The sequence below is a fragment of the Mesorhizobium sp. USDA 4132 genome (assembly GCF_056279545.1).
Genome location: NZ_JBWCCP010000002.1, coordinates 1,222,525 through 1,240,734, shown reverse-complemented (window position 1 = coordinate 1,240,734; position 18,210 = coordinate 1,222,525). Strand labels below are relative to the sequence as shown.

Sequence of the window (18,210 nt, the reverse complement as noted above, 5' to 3'; positions counted from 1 at the left end):
TAATGGGTAAACCTGAGGGCGGAAGTGGTCAAGCCAATTTTTTCAGGACCTAGCCGCAGACCCGTGGCGGCAAAAGGAACAAGAGACAAAAACGATTAAAAACGTTAAAAATCAACGACAGAAATTTCATTGTTGCTCTCCTCACACCTCCTGATATGGTAAGGCCACATTGTCAGGACGGCGAATTATGAACGGACCCATCAAGACGGCAGAACCGCGGCGGCTGTATCAGCAGATAGCCGACCAGATCCGGGTGCTGATCCAGGGCGGCCAGTTTCCGGCCGGCGCGCGCCTGCCGGCGGAGCGGGAGCTTGCCCAGCAGCTTGGCGTTTCGCGGCCCTCCCTGCGTGAAGCGCTGATCGCGCTTGAGATCGACGGAAGCGTCGAAATCCGAATGGGGTCGGGTATCTACGTGACGGCCGAGCCGGACCGTCGGCCCTGGCAAAGCGGCTCCATGGGCGAAAGCCCGCTTGAGCTGATGCAGGCAAGGGCCGCCGTCGAAGGCGCGGTCATCCTGCTCGCAGCGGCAAGGGTCACGCCGGAGACATTGCGATCGCTGCGCCAGACGCTCGACCAGATGCGCACGGAGATCGCCGAAGGGCGCAAGGCGCTCGATCTCGACCGGCTTTTCCATCTGACGATCGCCAGCCAGTCGGGCAATTCGGTGCTGGCGCATATCGTCGGCGACCTGTTCGACGAGCGCCACAGCCCGATGTCGGCGCAGATCCGGGTGCGGTTCGAGACCCCGCAGACCTGGGGCGCTGCGCTGGCCGAACACGAGGCGATCTATGCGGCGCTGGAGGCGCGCAATCCGCTTCTCGCCCAGGCGATGATGCATGCACATCTGGAAGAATCGAAACAACGCTGGATGAATCACGAGACACGGTGATATTCCTGCGGCTGTTTCGGGAGGAAACAAAAAATGGACTTTGCGGCTTCACCCATCATCATCTTGAACCCGATCGACGATGTCGGCGTCGCGCGGCGGTCGATGCAGGCCGGCGCCCCGACCGGTTTCGGCGATCTTGCGGCCCGCGAGCTGATCGGCCGTGGCCACAAGGTGGCGATCAGGGCGATACCGAACGGCGGCGAGGTGAAGAAATACGGCCAGGTGATCGGCGTCGCAACGCAGGACATCGCCCCCGGCAGCCATGTGCACCTGCATAACCTTGCCATGCTGCCCTCGGAGCACGAGCACCAGTTCAGCATCGATATCGAGGAAAAGGGCATGCTGCCGGAAGCCGAGCGGCGCACCTTCATGGGTTATGACCGCGGCCTCGGCGGCGCCGGCACCCGCAACTATATCGGCGTCATCTCGTCGGTGAACTGTTCCGCCACGGTGTCCCGCTACATCGCCGACTATTTCAACCGCCTGGGCGGGTTGGACGGTTTCGACAATATCGATGGCGTCGTGGCGCTCACCCACGGCGGCGGCTGCGCGCTCAACAACAAATCGGAAGGTTACCGGCTGCTGATCCGCACCATCCAGGGATATGCACGGCATCCGAATTTCGGCGGCATCCTGATGATCGGCCTCGGCTGCGAAACCAACCAGATCGCGCCGATCCTCGAACATTACCGCATGGAAGAGGGCGAACGGCTGCGGACCATGAACATCCAGCAGCATGGCGGCACCCGCAAGACCATCGATGCGGCAATTGCGATCATCAAGGAAATGTTGCCCGGTGTGAATTCCGCGACGCGCACACCGCAGCCTCTGTCGAAACTGAAACTGGCCCTCGAATGCGGCGGCTCGGACGGTTATTCCGGGATTTCCGCCAATCCGGCGCTGGGGTACGCCTCGGACCTGATCGTCCGCAACGGCGGCACCACGGTGCTGTCCGAAACGCCGGAGATTTACGGAGCCGAACATCTGCTCACCCGCCGCGCCGTGACGCCGGACGTGGCCCAAAAACTTCTGCAGCGGATCGACTGGTGGCGGGACTATACCGCCCGCAACGGCGACGAGCTGAACAACAACCCGTCCCACGGCAACAAGCTCGGTGGCCTGACCACCATCCTCGAAAAATCGCTCGGGGCCGTCGCCAAGGGCGGCTCGATGCCGTTGAAGGCGGTCTACGAATTTGCCGAGACGGTCACGGAACCGGGTTTCGTGTTCATGGATACGCCCGGCTACGATCCGGTCGCTGTGACGGGGCAGGTGGCGGGCGGCTGCAACGTCATCTGTTTCACCACCGGCCGCGGTTCGGTTTCTGGCTTCAAGCCGTCGCCCTGCATCAAGATCGCCACCAATTCCGAAATGTACGAACACATGAAGGAAGACATGGACCTGAACTGCGGCGGCATCGTCACCGGCGAGGAGACGATCGAACAGGCGGGACTGCGGATTTTCGAGGACGTGATCGCGGTGGCCTCGGGCAAAAAGACGCTGAGCGAGATCTACGACTACGGCGACAACGAATTCGTGCCGTGGCAGGTCGGGGCGGTGACGTGAAAATGCCCCCTCTCCGTCATTGACCCGAGATCCATGGGCTGGCGGTGCGGATGCTGGATCCTCGGGTCAAGCCCGAGGACGACGGCGGATATGTTGCAACGCGCCGAAACTCTAGGGCAGTGGCCTGGGCCACTGCCCTTATTTTGCCTAGACCCGGCCTTACCGAATGACCATCTGCTGCGGTGCGCCAGGCTTTGCCGGCTGTTGCACCTTGACCGGAGCCGGTTCCGCTGTGCCGAACAGCTTGTCGCGTTCGCGCCACAGGGCCGGCAGCGACAGCAGCGCGATCGAGACCAGCGCAATCGCCGTCTTGGTGAACTCGTTCAGCTCCGGCGTCCGTCCGTCAAAATAATAGACGAAATAGACGATCGCGACGTGCCATACATAGACATAAAGCGAGTGGCGGCCCAGCAGCTGCAGGTACTTGATCGAGAACACCCAGGTAACCGCACCGGCAATGCGGCGCACCCATTCGTCTCTGTGCTTCGGGCCGGCGACGATCAGCCAGGTGACGAGCATGGCGACGGCCGCAAAGTTCAGGAGATAGACCGGACCGAAATCGGCACGGATTTCCATCGAGGCGAACTTGCCGATCATGTGCGGCGGCATCAGCTCATGCGCGGTGATCAGACGCAGCGGCAGGAAGAAGAGAACCATCAGCAGCGCCACCTTCGGGATGAACGTATTGTCTGGCGACAGGATGTTGCTCCACTTGATCTTGCCGGCCGACGTCAGCGCGCCGAGCACGAGGCCCGAGTAGAACACCACCTGCCAGCCGAGCAGGTTGAACGACACGCGGATGCCCTGATCGTCCGCACCCATGACCAGATCGTTGAGCGGCGTCGTGGCGATCTGCTGCAGACCGAGCTGGGCCGCCATCCACAGGATCACCGAACCGGCCACCACATAATGCCATTTGTCCTCCAGCACGAGCTTCACCAGCATCGGCGCAAAGAGCATGTAGACGATATACTGCGGCAGGATATCCATGAAGGTCGGCTGGTAGAGGAAGGTCGCGATCGCAGCGAGGCGCAACGGGTCGTCGAAGGTCGTGTAACCCAGCCAGTTGAACCAGATCGAATAGGCGCCCGGCAAAAGCATCTGTGCGACCAGCACAACCAGCACGATGCCCATCGCATAACGATAGAGCTCGAATGCGCGGTTGTAGATGGCCGTGCGGCCGGCCGCATAACCGTTCTTCAGCATCTTCTTGGCATAGACCATGCCGATCAGCAGGCCGGACAGGAAAACGAAGCCCTGGGCGTCTTCAACGAAGGCGAGCTGATTGTGGTTGATCTTCACCAGAAGATAACCGCCAGCAAAGATCAGATGGTTGAGAACCATGAAAACGAGGAAATATCCTCGCATACCATCAATAATATCAAAGCGTTTCATCGGTCGCGGTCTCCGTCTTTTGCCGGTTCCGATGGGCTTTCGCCTTTCGGTCCGTAAGGCCTCTGCGGGCCAGGATGTACGCGGCTAAACGCGGCAAAAAGCCGGACAGTTCCAGCCCTATTTGAGCGTTTAGACCTTATCTACCGTAAACTGTCCGTGATGACTCCGCGATGAACGCTGGGTTGGGTGAGGTTCACACTATTCAGCAGCGACGCGTTTGAGGCCTGCAACCTGCGTGAGGTACGCCCGCATGGCCGCAGGCTTTACCGGCTTGTGCTGCACGCCGATGTCGTGGCGCTCCGCCTCAGCGCGGACTTCGGGCGTGCGATCGGCGGTGATGATCAGCGCGGGGATATCCGCCTGATATCTGGCGCGCAGTTTCAGGACAGCCTCGATGCCGTTGCCGTCGTCGAGATGGTAATCGGCGATGATGATTTCCGGCGGCGGCTCGTGGCGGTCGACGATGTCGTCGAGAGCGGCGAGCGAGTCCGCCTGGCCGACGGTGCAGCCCCAGCCGGTGATCAGCAGCGCCATGCCCTCGAGGATTCGCGGTTCGTTGTCGATGCAGAGCACCCGGAGCCCGTTCAGCGGCTGCGAGCGCTTGCGGCGCTCCAACTGGTCAGCGGCATGGACTGTCTGCGATGCGGTCAGGTCCATCGGCACCTGCACCCGGAATGAGGTGCCCCGCCCGGGCGTGGAGGCGAGCTGGACCGGATGGTTGAGCACCCGCGAAATGCGGTCGACGATCGACAGGCCGAGACCGAGGCCGGCCGCGGTCTTGGCACCCTCGTCCAGCCGGGCGAATTCCTTGAACACGGTGCGGAATTTCGAGGGCGGGATGCCGATACCGGAATCGAGCACCTCGATCACCACCTGGTCGCCCCGCCGGCGCGCGCCGATCAGCACCTTGCCGTCGATCGTGTATTTGATGGCGTTGGAGACGAGGTTCTGCACCAGCCGGCGCAGCAGGTTGGCATCGGACCGCACCTTCAGCGATGTCGGCATGACCACGAATTCCAGGTCCTTCTCACGGGCCATCGGCGCGTAGTCGGTCTCGATGCGTTTCAGAAGGTCTTCGAGCGGCACCGAGGTGAAACGCGGCTTCATGGCCCCGGTATCGAGCCTCGATATGTCGAGGACGGCGCCGAGGATCGCCTCGACGGATTCCAGCGCGGAATCGATATTGCGCACCAGCGAACCGTTGTTGTCAGACGATCCGAGCCGCTCGACCAGCGCCGAGGAATAAAGCCGGGCGGCGTTGAGCGGCTGCAGGATGTCGTGGCCGGCGGCTGCGAAGAACCGGGTCTTGCCGATATTGGCCTCGTCGGCGGATGCCTGGGCCTCGGCAAGCTCCTTATTGACGCGGGTGAGCTCGGCGGTGCGTTCGCCGACCCGCTGTTCGAGCGTCTCGTTTGCCTGCTTCAGCGCCTGGTCTGCCGCGACACGATCGGAAATGTCGGTAAAGGTCGCGACGATGCCCTTGTCGGGCATGGCGTTGGAGCGAACCTCGATGATCCGCTCGCCGCCGTTCAGCACCAGCGAGAAGGGGGCGTCGAGCGTCTGGAACTTACGGATCACCTCCGCCTGCTCGACGGCCGCGAGATCGCCGCGTTCCGAAAGGATGGCAACCATGTCGGCCAGCGGAAAGCCGACCTGGCCGACCTGTTCCGGCAGGTCCAGCAGATTGCGGAAACGCCGGTTCCAGATGGTCAGGCGTTCGGAACTGTCGAACACGGCAATGCCCTGGTCCATCTGCGAAAGCGCCGTCTGCAGCATGTCCTGGTTATATTGCAGCGCCTCGCTTGCCTGGTCGAGCAGCCAGGCGGTGTCGGAATTGGTGTCCTCTGCCTTCTGCAAGATCAGCGACAGCACCAGCCGGGCCGAGGACGAGCCGATCGCGCTGCCGAGCAGCTGTTCGGAAAAATGGATCATCGCCATGTCGGCGGGCTGGTCGTCGCCGAACTTGCGGCCGGCCGTCTTCTCGTAGTTGGAGAAGGAGCGACGCATGCGTTCCTCGCCGAGATACCGGGCGATCGCCGTCTTCAGGTCGCCGACGCCGACGCGGGTTTTCCAGCCGCGGGTGGCAAACTGCGAGCGCAGGTGCCTTTTGACGAAGATGCCGGCCTGGATTCGCTCGACCGGACGCGGATTGCGCGACAGCGATCCCAGCACGAAGGCGAGAATGTTGAGCGTCAGGCTGAAGATCGTCGCGTTGACCAGCGGGTCCGTCTGCGGCCCGGAGAAGATGCCGGTGCCCGGGAACAGGAAATTGAGGACGGCCGTCGCCACATGGGAATTGTCAGGCCCGCCAAGGCTTGGCACGAACAGCAGATAGGCCCAGGCAAGGAAGCCGAAGGACATGCCGAGGATTGCGCCGCGGGCGTTGGCACGGCGCCAGACGAGGCCGCCGAGGAGGGCAGGAGCCACCTGCGCGATCGCCGCGAACGCCAGCAGGCCGATGGAGGCAAGGCCGGACTGGCTGTCGGCCATGCGGTAATAGGCATAACCGAGGATCAGAACGCCGAAGATCGCGACCCGGCGGATGTTCAGCAGCGTGCGGGTAAAATCGGTGCGCTGGCCGGAGCGCGCCGCCATCAGCCGTTGTCTGAGGAATATCGGGATGATGATGTCGTTCGACACCATGATCGAAAGCGCCACGGATTCCATGATGACCATGGCGGTGGCGGCGGAAAAGCCGCCGATGAAGGCAATCAGCGAAACGACTTTCAGCTCGCCGGCGAGCGGCAGCGTCAGCACGTAAAGGTCGGCGTCGCCGGTGCCGCCGAAGGTGATCAGCCCGGCCATCGCGACCGGCAGCACGAAGATGTTGATGGCGATCAGGTAAAGCGGCAGAAGCGCGCTCGCCACCTTGCGCTCCTTCGTCGTGCGGTTCTCGACCACGGTCACATGGAACTGCCGCGGCAGCATGATGATCGCAAACGCTGACAGCGCGATCAGGATCAGCCAGCGGCTGATGGGCGTCTCGTAGGCGAGCGCCGAACCGACAAGCATGTTTTCCGATGCCTTGGCGAGCAGATCGGACGGCCCGTCGAACAGGATGAAGAACACCGAAAAGCCGACCGTCGCAAAGGCGAACAGCTTGACCACCGATTCCATGGCGACGGCCAGGATCAGCCCGTCCTGGTGTTCCGTCGCATCCGTGTGGCGGGTGCCGAAGATGACCGCGAAACAGGCCATCATCAGCGTGACGATCAGCGCCAGGTCGATGAAATAGAGGTTGCCGCTGCCAATCCCGTAGTCCGACGGATTGACCATGGCGGCGACCGAGCTCGACACGGCTTTGAGCTGCAGCGCGATATAGGGAATGGCGCCGACCAGGGCGATGATCGCGACGATCATCGCGACGGTGGAATTCTTGCCGTAGCGGGCTGCGATGAAATCGGCGACCGATGTCAGCTTCTCGGCCTTGGCAAGCTCGACGATCCGCCGGATGATCGGCATGCCGAGCGTGAAGGCGAGGATAGGGCCGATATAGATGCCGGTAAACTCCAGCCCCTTCTGCGAGGCGAGCCCGACGCCGCCGAAATAGGTCCAGGAGGTGCAGTAGATCGCAAGGCTCAGCGCATAGACGATCGGCCGGCCGTTCTTCGGCACGCCGAAGACACGGCTTCGCCGGTCGCCATAACTCGCCACCGCAAACAGCAGCAGGATATAGGCGAAAGCCGAAACGAAAATGACCCAGCCAGGAAGCATTGCTCCTCCGCAAAGAGCTTCAGGGCTCAAACATTAGGGGAAAAGCATGCGGTTGGAAATCAGGGGGCCTCTCGGCAAAAAGTCCAATAGACGATCGTATTTAAGCCTGCGGCGGGCGCCGTCTTTTCACATCCGCAGAAAGCGCTATGTTGCGTTTTACCGAAACTGAAAAGCCATGGGGGATATTGGCGATGTCGATGATCAGCGAATTCCGTTCTTTTATTGCCAAGGGCAATGTCGTCGATCTTGCGGTCGGTATCATCATCGGCGCCGCTTTCACGGGTATCGTAAAATCGTTGGTCGATGACATCGTGATGCCGATCGTCGGCGCGATCACCGGCGGCGGCTTCGATTTCTCGAATTACTTCCTGCCGCTGTCGAGCGCGGTCACAGCGTCGTCACTCGCCGCTGCCCGAGAACAGGGTGCGGTCTTTGCCTATGGCAACTTCATCACCGTTCTCATCAATTTCGTGATCCTGGCGTTCATCATCTTCCTGATGGTGAAGGCCGTGAACAAGATGCGCCTGGCCGACGAGAAGAAGTCGGCCGACGAGACGCCGGCTCCGCCACCGGCAGATATCCAGCTGCTGACCGAAATACGCGACCTGCTGAAGGCAAAGTGATCTTTTGATCACGCCCGGCGAATTCATCAGCGGAATCGATCCCTGCGTCACGGATTATCATGGGATTCCGAGGCTTTCCTGCGCTAAAGAAGTGGGAAACAGCCCCGAGGGAATTCCATGTCGATCATCTCCAGTCTCAGCCCCCGCGCCGTCGCGGCGCCCGAAAGCGGCATTGTCGAGGTCCTGAATTACGCCCGCGGGCGAGAGGGATTGATCCCGCTCTGGGCCGGTGAAGGGGATCTGCCGAGCCCGGATTTCATCAACCGCGCTGCAACCGAGGCGCTGCTCGGCGGCGAGACCTTCTACACCTGGCAGCGCGGCATCCCCGAGCTGCGCCAGGCGCTGTCGGATTATTACGCGCGGCATTTCTCCGTCTCGCTGCCGGTCGAGCATTTTTATGTGACCGGCTCCGGCATGCATGCGATCATGCTGGCGGTGCAGGCCGTGACCTCGCCGGGCGACGAGATGATCTATCTGTCGCCGACCTGGCCGAACATCATCTCGGCGATCGAGATTTCCGGCGCCCATTCCGTCGGCCTGCCGCTTGATTTCATCGGCGGCCGCTGGTCGCTCGATCTCGCCAAGCTGGAAGCGAAGATCACGCCGAAGACCAAAGGCCTGTTCATCAACACCCCGGCCAACCCGACCGGCTGGACGGCGACGCTCGAAGACCTGAAGAACATCCTGGCGCTCGCCCGCAAGCACGGTATCTGGATCATCGCCGACGAGATTTATGCCCGTTATTATTATGGTGGCGCCGCAAGGGCCCCGTCCTTCCTCGACATCATGGAGGAAGGCGACCGGATCATCTTCGCCAATTCCTTCTCCAAGAACTGGTCGATGACCGGCTGGCGGGTCGGCTGGATCGTTGCGCCGCCGGAAATGGGACAGGTTATCGAAAACCTGGTGCAGTATTCCAATTCCGGCGTGGCGCAGTTCCTGCAGCGCGGTGCCGTGGTGGCGCTCAACCAGGGCGACGACTTCGTGAATACGAATATCGCCCGGGCGACCGCAGCGCGCGACATCCTCTGCGACGCGCTGATTGCTACCAACCGCGTCGAAACGCTCAAACCCGACGGCGCGCTTTACGCTTTCGTCAAGGTCGATGGCATTACCGACAGCCGCAGCGCGGCGCTCGATATCGTCGACAAGATCGGCGTGGCGCTGGCGCCCGGCTCGGCTTTCGGCAAGGGCGGCGAGCTTTTCCTGCGCGCCTGTTTCCTGCGCGATCCGAAACAGATCGAAGAGGCCGCCGGCCGCCTCTCCGATTACATCAAGCGGCTCTGACCCGATTCGGCACGCAAACGCTAAAATTCGAGCGATTTGCTCAACAGCCTGTTTGCCTTGACCCGAGATAAACCCGGCGCAACCTGCGTCGGGTAAGCATTGTTGAAGACCGCCCGTGTTTTCGTCCTGCCAACGATAAGAAAGCAGGGAAGTATAGACATGGCAGTTCTGGTGACAGGCGGCGCGGGTTACATCGGCAGCCACATGATCTGGGCTTTGCTCGATGCGGGTGAGGAAGTCGTCGTCCTCGACAGGCTTTCGACCGGTTTTCGCTGGGCCGTGCCGGCCGAGGCGCGGTTTTATCTGGGCGACGTCGGTGATCGCGCCATTCTCTCGCAGGTATTTGCCGAAAACGACATCGACGCCATCCTGCATTTCGCAGGCTCGATCGTCGTGCCGCAATCGGTCGCCAATCCGCTGGACTATTATGAGAATAATACCGGCAACACCCGGTTGCTGGCGGCCGCCGCGATCGCCGCCGGTATCCGCCATTTTGTCTTCTCGTCGACGGCTGCCGTCTATGGAGACCAGAAGGACGACACGCCCGTCTTCGAAAACGCCGACCTGCATCCGAAGAACCCCTACGGCCAGTCGAAACTAATGTCGGAGATGATGCTGCGCGATGCCGCCGCCGCCCATGATTTCCGCTTCGTGGCTTTGCGTTATTTCAACGTCGCCGGCGCCGACCCGCTCGGCCGCACCGGCCTGTCGACTGAAGGCGCCACCCATCTGATCAAGATCGCCTGCGAGGCCGAACTCGGCAAACGCCGTGGCGTCGATATCTACGGGACGGATTATTCGACGCCTGACGGCACCGGCATCCGTGACTACATTCACGTCACCGACCTCGTGAACGCGCATCTGAAAGCGTTGAGCTACCTGCGCCGTGGCGGCGAGCCGTTGATTGCCAATTGCGGTTATGGCCGCGGCTATTCGGTCCTGGAGGTTCTGGACGCGGTGATGCGCGTCGGTGGCCGCAAGTTCGAAATCCGCTATGGACCCCGCCGGCCGGGTGACGCGGCAAGCGTGGTCGCCAATTCGACGCTGGCGCGCCGGTTGCTCGACTGGAAGCCGCGCCACGACGATCTGGATTTTATCGTCGAGACCGCGATTACCTGGGAGAAAGGCCTCGCCTCCCGCAAGGCCGAAGATCTCAAGTCGCTGCAGAGCAGGTTGGCCTCGGCACGATTCTAGGGTTCCGGATCGGAACAGTTTTTATGGAACATCCTCGGTTGTCTGGGGTTTGAACTACGCGGGCAAATCGAATCCGCCGGTTCTGCCGGTATTTCAACGGAGGAAATTCCCATGACTTTCAAGCTGATTACCGTCTCGCTTCTTTCTCTCAGCCTCGCGGCCGGTGGCGCTCTTGCCCAGACCAGCGGCAAGGGAAATGCAAGCTCCACCGGGACGTCGGCCAGCGATAGCAGCGACGGCCAGAAGAAAATCGACCCCAGCGCCACCAACAGCACCACAGGCGGCGCCATGGGCAACGCTGCAGGCACCAAGGACACGCGGACCAACTGCGCTCCGAACCTGCAGACCAGGGGCTCGGCCACCACGCCTGACACGACGGGCACCGCATCGGTTCCTTCGGGCCAGGCCGGCACCAACACCAACGGTCAGGCTACGGACTGCTGACGCAGATGCATTTTAGCGAAGAAAGGCCGGCATTGTCCGGCCTTTTTTGCGTCCGGAGATTCCGTCGCATGGCGTTTTTAAGCGTTTGCCGATAAAGAGGGGCCTTCTCAACATCGGTATCCATGATGCGACGCGCTTTGCTTTCCACCATCTTCCTGCTGCTGCCTCTGACGGCGGGCGCCCAGAATTTGCCTGCAAAGCAGCCTTCAAGCCCGCCTGTCACGCAGCATGCCGCCGGCACGCCCAAACTGGTCGAGCCGCATCTGCATGTCAGCCGTTCCGGCAATGTCAGCCGCCCTCGGGTGGCGCTGACCTTCGATGCCTGCATGGGGCAGGCCGACGAACGCATCCTTTCGACGCTTGTCCGAGAACGCATTCCCGCGACCATTTTCGTCACCGCCCGCTGGCTGAAAAAGAACCCGCAGGCGGTCGCGGTCTTTCTAAACAACCTCGATCTGTTTGAACTGGAGAACCACGGCCAGAACCATGTGCCGGCGGTCGATGCTCCGGTCCTGATCTATGGCATCGCCGCGGCCGGATCACCGGAAGCCGTTCGCCAGGAAGTGGCAGGTGGCGCCGATGCGATGCTGGCGGCGGGCATCGCCGCACCGCGCTGGTTTCGGGGCTCAACGGCCAAATACGATCCTTCGGCGATCCGCCAGATCCGCGACATGGGATACCGGGTCGCCGGTTATTCGCTGAATGGCGACGGCGGCTCGCTGCTCGGCGCCGGCGTCACCGAAAAACGCATCGCTGCCGCCAAGGACGGCGATGTCGTCCTCGCGCATATCAACCAGCCGACCCATGCGGCCGGCGAGGGCGTCGCCCGCGCTCTCCTGGCCCTGAAAGGCCGGGGCGTCGAATTCGTGCGTCTTTCCGATGTCGATGGCATCGGCGACGACGACACGACGCAGTGAGCCGGCAGTCTTCCCAACCATTTTCTCTTTGAACGCAGATCGGGGAGAGACGGGATCCCGCCTCTCCCCGATCTTGTTTCGGCAGAAGGGGGCATATTTACCGGACGACCTGCACGACCGTGCGGGTCCGCGGGTCGACGATGATGCGCTGTTTGTTCACGACCGCGTAGGCATATTTCGGGCTGTCGGGAACCGGGGTCAGCACGACGCTTGAAGGAAGCGGCTTGCCGACGACGATCTTTTCCTTGACGACGACCGGTGATGCCGGGGCAGGGGCCTGTTCGACATAGGTGACGACGCGTTGCGGCGGCGGGTCGATGACGGTACCGACAGCTGCACCGGCGACCCCGCCGACGGCGGCACCCGCCGGGCCGCCGATGATGGCGCCGGTAACGGCGCCGCCGGCGGCTCCGTTGACGGTGCCTTGCTGGGCGGAAGCAGCAGGCGCGAGGGCGCCAAGGGCCACGGCGGAAAGAACGATGATCTGGGTCTTCATGATAGTCTCCTTCTACATGTTGTGAGCGGGCGGGTGATTTGCGCCGCGCCCTTCGAACGGGATCGAGGCCGTCTATCGCGTGACTGGCGCAGGCGGCTCGATCTTCGGCAGGGTGACGCCGATATCGACGTCATGGTTTCCGAGATAACCAGCTTCGAAGAGGAAGAACCCACCTGCGATGACGGCCACCAGCAGGATGACGGCAACGGCCCAGCCGCCGCTGCCGCTCGTACGGATCACTATCGGTTCTCGGTCACTCATGGTTTTCTCCTGTGTTCAGCGCTCAGCCGACCAGGATGTAAACAACCTCGTGGGTCGAGGGGTCGACGATGATGATCCGCCCATCCGCCAGGACGAAGTATTCATAACCGCGATAGGCGGGCACGATCTCGACGATGCGCGGCGGCAACGGATGCAGTCTCACGGTCGTCGGAACGGCGACGCCGACGTTGACGTCGAAATTGACATCGGCGGGCTCGACCTTGTTCTGGACGAGAATGTTGCGCACCTCGGTCTTCTGTTCGGCCGAGATATTGATGCTGCCCGTGGTCTCGTTGGAAGGTTTATTGGTGGTGGCCTGGTTCGAACCCGGCTGCTGCGCGCCATTGTTCTGTCGGGCAGTGTCATCGGTTGCCGGTTTGCGCGGATCAGTTCCCGAGCCTGAACCGGAATTGGCGGTCGTGGAACTGTCGTTCTGGCCGGCGGGCTTCTGCTGCGCCGTATTGTCCTTGGCGCCTGGCTGTGTGTCGCCCGTTTGTGCCTTCATGGAATCGGTCGATTTTCCCTGAGCAGCGTTGTCACCGTTCTTGGGCTTCAGGGGCTTCAGGCGCTGCTGGTCGCCGCCTTGGGCCTGGGCGCTCGTTTTGTCATTGCCGCCGGCCGAGCCCTGTGGCTGTTGTGTCGCCGCGCCCATATTCTGCTGCGGCTGAGCCTGTTTGGCGCCGGACGAATTGTCCGAGCCTGGCTTGACCTTGCGGGGCAAGACCTGATTGCTGCCGTCCTGTCCGGTCTGATTATCTTGGGTTTGAGCGATTGCCGGCGCTACCGAAAGGGTCGATCCGGCGAGAAGCGCAATCGCGAGCGTCTGTTTCATCGAGAGTTTCATGATGTTTCCTCCATTTTCTGGTTCACCGGCGAGCCCGCTGATGGGCCGCACTCACACCTCGAACTGCGGCTGCCACGGCTCGTTCCGGGTTTTGGGCTTCAGTCTGACGCGACCGGACTTCAGGCCGACCCTTTCTGGGCCTTTGGTCTGATGGGGCAGGCTAAAGGTCCAAGGGGGGATGAAATCGAGGAATTGCGCTGTTAAAGTGCCGTTAATCCTGGAGGTTTTTCAGGAGGTCCCGTCATGGACAACGGCGTTTCCCAGGCCAGATGGCTATTGATCCCCGTCGCAGGGCTTTTTATCTTCATCGCCACTTTGGAAGCGCTTGCCGTCTGACGGATGCAGACCCCGGTTCCTGCGCGATCATCGGTCCTTTTCAGCGCAGAACCTTGCCCGCCGGCTGCCGTGTTTATGGGTCGGCGGGCTCTTTGACCGGCGACAGAGCACGGAACCATAAGGGCGGGCGTCCGGTTTAGACCTTGCAAAACAGTTCAAAAATGCCTCACGCAGGAGATGGCCACACGAGGAGCGAGAGATGCCGACGCGTAGAATGCTTGTCCTGAGCGGAGCGCTCACCGCAGTCATTGCAGCGGTGCTACCGTGGAAGGTTGTCGCCGGCGCGGACGGCCTGCCGCGTATCGCTCTGTCGACCGTTGCCGCTAAGGACGGCAATGGTGATGGTGGCAGCGGAAACGGCGGCGGCAGCTCCAGCGGGAATGGCAGCGATAATGGCGGCAGTTCCGGCAATAACGGCAATGGTTCCAGCAACGGCAATAGCGGCGGTAACGGTAACGCCGGTGGAACCGATACCGGCAGTACCGGCTCGGGAACCGGACCTGGTCCCGGAGCGGGATCGGCTCCGGCAGGCGAAGCTGTAAATCCCGGCAAAGCCGCCGCGTCCCCAGCCCAGCCCGCAGCCCCGGCACCTTCTGTCCCGGCGGCTCCCTCGAAAGCCGGCGTCGAGGTCGATGTTCGTGGAACGTCGATAACAGTCAGACATCACAACGGCGCGACGGAACGAATCTCTCAAGGGCGTTACGAGATGCGGGATTCGCAATCCCGCACCATCGTCAATCGGACCGCAACCCCATCGGATACGTCAAGACTGCGATCGTTCGGCCGTTGACCGTTGATCGGTCGCATCGCGAAGGGCGAGTGCCGCCTCCGTCCGGTTGGTCACCTTCAGCTTCGAGAGGATGCGGGTCATGTGATGCTTGACGGTCTTCTCGTGAAGATCGAGCTGCCGCGCCACCCGCTTGTTGCTGAGCCCGGATGCAACGAGGCTCAGAACCTCCTGTTCGCGGTCGGTCAGTTCCGACAAGAGATCAGGCTTTGCCTGGACCTCGGTGGGAGCGGATAGGCCGGCAATCAACCGCGCCGACAAGCTGGGCGAAACATAGCTCTCGCCGGACGCCACCGTTCTGACCACGTCTGCCAGGCCTCTCGAACCGACACCCTTGAGAACATAGCCTTTTGCGCCGAGTTTCAGGGCGGCGGCGATGTCTTCGCTCGCCTCCGAAACGGTCAGCATGACGATCTTGAGGTCAGGGCAAAAATCGAGCGCTTCGGTTATGGCCTCGAGGCCGTTGCCGGGCATCGAAATATCCATCAGCATCACATCTGGGCACAATTCCCGCACGATGCGCAATGCGTCCTCCCGGGAACCGCCTTCGCCGACCATTTCGAAATCCTCGATCTCCCCCAAGCTGCGCGTCACTCCCTCTCGGAACAACGGATGATCGTCGACAACCGCTATCTTTATTCCTGCCATCAAGCCTGCTCCATTTCATGCGTGTTCAGCGACATCCTGACCGTGGTGCCGTCTTTCGATGAGGTGATTGCAAATGTTCCGCCGAGGCTTTCGATGCGCTCTCTCAAGCCTGCCAGCCCGAGACCTTCTGGGCGTATGCGCTGGGGGTCGAAACCCGGGCCGCGATCGCCGACTTCGACGACGACATTGCCGTTGTCAAAACTCTGGCGAACGCTTTGATCCAGGCCGCCGCCATGCCGGAAGCCGTTGTTGAGCGCTTCCTGGACGAAACGATAGATGCAGATCTTGGCCGAAGGCGAAAGCGGCCTCGATCGGCTCGACGTCTTGAGCGCGACATCGACACCGGTCCGCTGCCGATGAGCATTGACGGCGCGCCGCAGCACGTTGGGCAGCTCGGCGGCCTCGATCTGCGGCAGGACAAGACCGCTGCAGATGCTGCGGATCTCGTCCATCGCCTCGTCGAGCCGGGCCTTGATGGTGGTGACCTCCTCTTCGCGCGCGGTCGGCGACGTCGCAGGATCGGTCAGGAGCCGGCTGTCCACCCGAAGCGCGGCATAGGCCACGAGTTGGGCTGGCCCGTCATGCAGGTCGGCGCCGAGCCGGCGCAGATAACTCTCGTTAAGGGCGGTGGCGCGCCGCGAGGCCCGCTGCGCCCGCGCGTGAAGAGCCTCGTTCTGCGACAGCAGATCGGACAGTTCCGCCACCCGCTGCGTCAGCGCCTGTCGCTGGTGGTCGATCGTCCGGCTGCCGCGGAAAACGATCGCCGAAAGAATGAGGAAGAAGGCGAGCGTGACGCCGGCGACCGCCCCCCAGCTTCGAAGCTGCGCCTGATAAAGGCTGCGCTGGAAATCGCCCGCGACCTCGTAGAACTCCGAGACCGCGACGACCTCTCCCGACCAGGGCTGCAGGATGGGATTGTAGATTTCGAGAAGCGACAGGCCGGTCGACCGCTCAAAATTGCTTTCGGGGTCTTCGGCAGGCCCGAACCGTGCCACCATCTGTCCGGAAAATGCGGTTCTGAGATTGTCGCTCGGCCCATATTTCTGCCCGATCATGCTTTTGTCGGTCGCATAAAGGACCGTGCCGTCGCGGCGCCAGAGTTTGAAGGATATGACCTGCCCCCCGAGAGCACCCTGGCCGAAGGTCTCGTCGAGCGCGCGCGTGGTGACGTCATCAAGCGTCTGGTTGGTCTTCATGTCGGGAAGCAGCGGGGCGATGATACTGTCGACATAAAGGGCCGTGGACGCGGCGGAGTTGCGGGTGACCGTCGCCTCGATAACGCTCGTCACATAGGCGCCGACCAGAAGCATCGCCGCGAAAGCGACCAGCCCACCCGCAAGCAGAAATTGCCGGGCGAGGGATTGGTCGTTCCAGCGATCAAGAATTCCACCGAGCCGCATCAGCATGCCGTTCCGATAACCCGCACAACGCGAGCCGATGCCTCGCAACGCGGAAAGGGGCTGATCCGTTGCATCGGGAGTGGTTTATCCGATCCGGTCCCACCAGGATATCTCCTTTGAGAAGCGAGGGAGACAGCCGACTTGCCAAGGCCGCAGATGACGATCGGGCATCCTGCCTTGCCCTAACTTAGGCCGAAGTAGGCATCCTCGACGCCAGGCGGGACAGCCGCAGCCTCAACCGGTTTTCGGCGGCGTGTCTTTCGCGTTCGAAATGCTCCAGGCGCTGCCGTCCCAGTTCTTGCCAGTGGCCATCGCCCGGTCCCTGAGCAAGTCGTTCGATGCAGTCGGCAAGCGAATGCGCGTCGTCGGGGGTCGAAAAGAAGTGCGGCGTCACCTACGAAATCGGCAAATCGCTGCGGATAAAGCACCGGTTTGCCCAGCACCCATGCCTCCATGGGCGGAAGATTGGAGGGGCCGAAATAGCTTGGCATGACCAGCGCACTTGCGCCCTGATATAACAGGCTCATGTCCTCCGATGGCACGAAGCCGAGGAAGTGTGTGCTGCCCGATACGCCGAGGCGTTCCGACATGCTCCTGATCGCCCTGGCATGGCCCTGGTCGCCGCCCGCGAAGACGATGCTGGGTGCGGCGCCGTTCCGCTTGGCCAGAAGCGAACAGGCCTCCAGCAGCCTGACATGATTTTTGTGTGCCCAGAATTGCGCCGGGTAAAAGAGGTAGCCGGGGGCAAGACCGTAACGCTCGAACATCGCAGCGAGTGCGTCCGGGGCCGACGTCTCCTCCCGCAGCAGCGGAGCGGGAGAAAAAGGCATCTCTATGAAACGATCACTTGCGACGCCGTAGCGCTGTGATGCCAGTTGGCTGGTGTGGAGCCCGTCCGTCAATGTTGTAGCGGCCTTGACGACCGCGCGCGAATAAAGCTCTTCGCGCTTCTCGAATTCGCGGTTTTCGGTGACCTCGGGAAACTCGGGATGTTCCAGATGGCAGAGGTCCCAGATCGTGAAAATGTAAGGCGTCGCCTGGAGGTCGAGCGCATATCCGCTCGGGGCGGTGAAGTAGACGAGATCTATTCCCTGCCGCTTTATCTCAAGCTCGAATTCCGTCATCTCTTCACGCCGCCTGCGCGCGGACTGGAAGGCCTGCACGATCTTCTTGGACAGTTTGCGCTTCGGCTTGACGAAATGCTTGGCCTTCAAGCCGCTGGCGGCGAGGGTCTCGATATTGCTCCTGATAGTGGTGTAGATTTCGACGTCATAGGGCTCCGGGGCGATGCGGAGCATCTGCAGGGCCGCGGTGATCGATTGGTTGAAGCCGCCTCCGACAGAGATCTTCTTTTCCAGAATCACGGCAAGTTTTAGCCGGGACTTCGCCACTGCATCCGCTGTCGCCAT

General features: G+C 61.8%; 16 protein-coding genes. 8 read left to right on the top strand and 8 right to left on the bottom strand.

The features are described from left to right. The first annotated feature begins 187 nt into the window (after positions 1 to 187). Together ACZ9IU_RS28570 and ACZ9IU_RS28565 are read left to right on the top strand one after the other, a co-directional pair. Entirely contained in the window at positions 188 to 889 is a 702-nt protein-coding gene (locus tag ACZ9IU_RS28570; protein ID WP_040124512.1) for a FadR/GntR family transcriptional regulator, read from the top strand. Positions 890 to 922: 33 nt separating this feature from the next. Beyond that, positions 923 to 2,455: a UxaA family hydrolase gene (locus ACZ9IU_RS28565; protein ID WP_040124513.1), complete on the top strand. Its 1,533-nt coding sequence runs from the start codon at positions 923 to 925 to the stop codon at positions 2,453 to 2,455. Positions 2,456 to 2,614: 159 nt separating this feature from the next. On the opposite strand, the gene ACZ9IU_RS28560 is transcribed toward ACZ9IU_RS28565, so the two are convergent. Together ACZ9IU_RS28560 and ACZ9IU_RS28555 are read right to left on the bottom strand one after the other, a co-directional pair. Then, a complete protein-coding gene (locus tag ACZ9IU_RS28560; RefSeq protein ID WP_040124515.1) occupies positions 2,615 to 3,850 on the bottom strand; it encodes an OpgC family protein in 1,236 nt (411 codons plus the stop codon). A 198-nt stretch (positions 3,851 to 4,048) separates the two neighbouring features. Further along, positions 4,049 to 7,564 (bottom strand): hybrid sensor histidine kinase/response regulator, encoded by a 3,516-nt coding sequence (locus ACZ9IU_RS28555; RefSeq protein ID WP_040124516.1) that lies wholly within the window; start codon positions 7,562 to 7,564, stop codon positions 4,049 to 4,051. Between the two features lie 197 nt (positions 7,565 to 7,761). On the opposite strand from ACZ9IU_RS28555, the gene mscL reads away from it, so the two are divergent. The 5 genes from mscL (at position 7,762) to ACZ9IU_RS28530 (ending at position 12,029) form a co-directional block, all read left to right on the top strand. Further along, a complete protein-coding gene (mscL, locus tag ACZ9IU_RS28550) occupies positions 7,762 to 8,187 on the top strand; it encodes a large conductance mechanosensitive channel protein MscL (RefSeq protein WP_040125733.1) in 426 nt (141 codons plus the stop codon). A gap of 117 nt (positions 8,188 to 8,304) precedes the next feature. Continuing rightward, positions 8,305 to 9,474 (top strand): pyridoxal phosphate-dependent aminotransferase, encoded by a 1,170-nt coding sequence (locus ACZ9IU_RS28545; protein ID WP_040124517.1) that lies wholly within the window; start codon positions 8,305 to 8,307, stop codon positions 9,472 to 9,474. Between the two features lie 159 nt (positions 9,475 to 9,633). Next, complete coding sequence (gene galE, locus ACZ9IU_RS28540) at positions 9,634 to 10,668, top strand: UDP-glucose 4-epimerase GalE (RefSeq protein WP_040124518.1); 1,035 nt, start codon at positions 9,634 to 9,636, stop codon at positions 10,666 to 10,668. Positions 10,669 to 10,779: 111 nt separating this feature from the next. Beyond that, positions 10,780 to 11,112, top strand: a complete 333-nt coding sequence (locus ACZ9IU_RS28535; RefSeq protein ID WP_040124520.1) for a hypothetical protein — start codon at positions 10,780 to 10,782, stop codon at positions 11,110 to 11,112. A 125-nt stretch (positions 11,113 to 11,237) separates the two neighbouring features. Further along, entirely contained in the window at positions 11,238 to 12,029 is a 792-nt protein-coding gene (locus ACZ9IU_RS28530; RefSeq protein ID WP_040125734.1) for a polysaccharide deacetylase family protein, read from the top strand. Between the two features lie 97 nt (positions 12,030 to 12,126). On the opposite strand, the gene ACZ9IU_RS28525 is transcribed toward ACZ9IU_RS28530, so the two are convergent. The 3 genes from ACZ9IU_RS28525 to ACZ9IU_RS28515 form a co-directional block, all read right to left on the bottom strand. After that, a complete protein-coding gene (locus ACZ9IU_RS28525; protein ID WP_040124521.1) occupies positions 12,127 to 12,525 on the bottom strand; it encodes a DUF1236 domain-containing protein in 399 nt (132 codons plus the stop codon). Between the two features lie 72 nt (positions 12,526 to 12,597). Beyond that, positions 12,598 to 12,786 (bottom strand): hypothetical protein, encoded by a 189-nt coding sequence (locus tag ACZ9IU_RS28520; RefSeq protein ID WP_040124522.1) that lies wholly within the window; start codon positions 12,784 to 12,786, stop codon positions 12,598 to 12,600. Positions 12,787 to 12,808: 22 nt separating this feature from the next. Beyond that, positions 12,809 to 13,630 (bottom strand): DUF1236 domain-containing protein, encoded by an 822-nt coding sequence (locus ACZ9IU_RS28515; RefSeq protein WP_051900389.1) that lies wholly within the window; start codon positions 13,628 to 13,630, stop codon positions 12,809 to 12,811. Between the two features lie 535 nt (positions 13,631 to 14,165). Here ACZ9IU_RS28515 and ACZ9IU_RS28510 point away from each other — a divergent pair. After that, positions 14,166 to 14,756 carry a hypothetical protein gene (locus ACZ9IU_RS28510; RefSeq protein WP_080719324.1) on the top strand — a complete coding sequence of 197 codons (591 nt, stop codon included), beginning with the start codon at positions 14,166 to 14,168 and terminating at the stop codon, positions 14,754 to 14,756. On the opposite strand, the gene ACZ9IU_RS28505 is transcribed toward ACZ9IU_RS28510, so the two are convergent. The 3 genes from ACZ9IU_RS28505 to ACZ9IU_RS28495 form a co-directional block, all read right to left on the bottom strand. Beyond that, positions 14,730 to 15,404, bottom strand: a complete 675-nt coding sequence (locus ACZ9IU_RS28505; protein ID WP_157885292.1) for a response regulator — start codon at positions 15,402 to 15,404, stop codon at positions 14,730 to 14,732. The two genes, ACZ9IU_RS28510 and ACZ9IU_RS28505, sit on opposite strands and share 27 nt — an antisense overlap. Beyond that, entirely contained in the window at positions 15,401 to 16,801 is a 1,401-nt protein-coding gene (locus ACZ9IU_RS28500) for a sensor histidine kinase (protein ID WP_040125736.1), read from the bottom strand. The genes ACZ9IU_RS28505 and ACZ9IU_RS28500 overlap by 4 nt, the downstream gene beginning before the upstream one ends. Positions 16,802 to 16,983: 182 nt before the next feature. Continuing rightward, positions 16,984 to 18,210, bottom strand: a complete 1,227-nt coding sequence (locus tag ACZ9IU_RS28495; RefSeq protein ID WP_498957831.1) for a glycosyltransferase — start codon at positions 18,208 to 18,210, stop codon at positions 16,984 to 16,986.

Excerpts from the sequence above, each read along its gene's own strand:
- galE (WP_040124518.1), top strand. The coding sequence starts at position 9,634 with ATGGCAGTTCTGGTGACAGGCGGCGCGGGTTACATCGGCAGCCACATG.
- ACZ9IU_RS28570 (WP_040124512.1), top strand. The coding sequence starts at position 188 with ATGAACGGACCCATCAAGACGGCAGAACCGCGGCGGCTGTATCAGCAG.
- ACZ9IU_RS28520 (WP_040124522.1), bottom strand. The coding sequence starts at position 12,786 with ATGAGTGACCGAGAACCGATAGTGATCCGTACGAGCGGCAGCGGCGGC.
- ACZ9IU_RS28565 (WP_040124513.1), top strand. The coding sequence starts at position 923 with ATGGACTTTGCGGCTTCACCCATCATCATCTTGAACCCGATCGACGAT.
- ACZ9IU_RS28530 (WP_040125734.1), top strand. The coding sequence starts at position 11,238 with ATGCGACGCGCTTTGCTTTCCACCATCTTCCTGCTGCTGCCTCTGACG.
- ACZ9IU_RS28535 (WP_040124520.1), top strand. The coding sequence starts at position 10,780 with ATGACTTTCAAGCTGATTACCGTCTCGCTTCTTTCTCTCAGCCTCGCG.
- ACZ9IU_RS28560 (WP_040124515.1), bottom strand. The coding sequence starts at position 3,850 with ATGAAACGCTTTGATATTATTGATGGTATGCGAGGATATTTCCTCGTT.
- ACZ9IU_RS28545 (WP_040124517.1), top strand. The coding sequence starts at position 8,305 with ATGTCGATCATCTCCAGTCTCAGCCCCCGCGCCGTCGCGGCGCCCGAA.
- ACZ9IU_RS28500 (WP_040125736.1), bottom strand. The coding sequence starts at position 16,801 with ATGCGGCTCGGTGGAATTCTTGATCGCTGGAACGACCAATCCCTCGCC.
- mscL (WP_040125733.1), top strand. The coding sequence starts at position 7,762 with ATGATCAGCGAATTCCGTTCTTTTATTGCCAAGGGCAATGTCGTCGAT.
- ACZ9IU_RS28510 (WP_080719324.1), top strand. The coding sequence starts at position 14,166 with ATGCCGACGCGTAGAATGCTTGTCCTGAGCGGAGCGCTCACCGCAGTC.
- ACZ9IU_RS28495 (WP_498957831.1), bottom strand. The coding sequence starts at position 18,210 with ATGGCGACAGCGGATGCAGTGGCGAAGTCCCGGCTAAAACTTGCCGTG.
- ACZ9IU_RS28555 (WP_040124516.1), bottom strand. The coding sequence starts at position 7,564 with ATGCTTCCTGGCTGGGTCATTTTCGTTTCGGCTTTCGCCTATATCCTG.
- ACZ9IU_RS28515 (WP_051900389.1), bottom strand. The coding sequence starts at position 13,630 with ATGAAACTCTCGATGAAACAGACGCTCGCGATTGCGCTTCTCGCCGGA.
- ACZ9IU_RS28525 (WP_040124521.1), bottom strand. The coding sequence starts at position 12,525 with ATGAAGACCCAGATCATCGTTCTTTCCGCCGTGGCCCTTGGCGCCCTC.